The following is a 942-nucleotide window of genomic DNA, read 5'->3' on the forward strand; positions in this document are numbered from 1 at the left end:
CTCTGATTTCTTCCTGCTTCCACGACCCATGACTGGTAGCGGAGTTGGCCTCTATGGTCGTTTCAGGTTAGTCTGAGACGCCCGAGCTACTGAGAAAAGCCCCGCCCTACCGCTATGGGGAAGTAAGCTAACGGCGCGCAGAGGACGTCAACAACCTTGGTCAGCAAATATGGACGGAGAGGGAGGGATTCGAACCCTCGACGGAGCTTTTGGGCCCCGTAACTTCTTAGCAGGAAGCCGCTTTCGACCACTCAGCCACCTCTCCAGGGCCAGGAAGGGCAATGGCAAGCTGGGATCCAGCCACCAGTTCACTCATTGTAGGGGATGGGATCCCACCCGGCAACTGCCCCCTGACCCGCCCTGCAAAGACTCCGTCCCGCTATCGCGATCAGCCGGGATCCCTCCTGGGGTTGGGTGAGTCTAGCTCACCACCTGCAGGTAAATATCGAAGCTGCCGCTATTGTCGCCGTAGCTGCCCTTGGCGTCATTGATGTTGAAGGCAATATCCAGGTTGGGATCCAGATCCACCTCTTGGGGCTGCTCTGGCGAGGACTCGAAAACCTGATGGGCCACCAGTTGGGCGTTGGGTTGAAACAGCACAATCCCGTAGCGGCAGAGGCCCGGGTAGCGCCACTCCTCAGGGGTCGGGATCCCTTTGCCAAGGGGCGAGCGGATGCTGGTGGAAAACGAGAAGCCATAGCGCCAAGCCACATTCCTGGGGAAAAAGCGGATACGGCTGGCCCGCAACGGACGCCCTTGCCAGCGTAAAATGTTGCCCGCCTCTTGGTTCACCCGCAGGTCACGGAAAGCCATCCAAGCCTGTAAAGCTTCTTCTTCAGGTTGGATCCCTTCGATGGCCAGGGCCTGGCTCCAATCCAAGTCACTGCCATCGCAGGTGATCTGCCGCGGAATTTGCGCCAAATCCAGTTGTGCCAACCCCAG

General features: G+C 58.9%; 1 protein-coding gene and 1 tRNA gene. Both read right to left on the minus strand.

The window, feature by feature from the left end:
• Positions 1-174: 174 nt before the first annotated feature.
• A tRNA-Ser gene (locus NW820_RS12770) sits at positions 175-265 on the minus strand.
• A 155-nt stretch (positions 266-420) separates the two neighbouring features.
• A partial coding sequence (locus tag NW820_RS12775) for a hypothetical protein (protein ID WP_414407689.1) occupies positions 421-942 on the minus strand: 522 nt, incomplete at its 5' end.

The sequence above is a fragment of the Synechococcus sp. R55.7 genome, assembly GCF_047461955.1.
Taxonomy (GTDB): domain Bacteria; phylum Cyanobacteriota; class Cyanobacteriia; order Thermostichales; family Thermostichaceae; genus Thermostichus.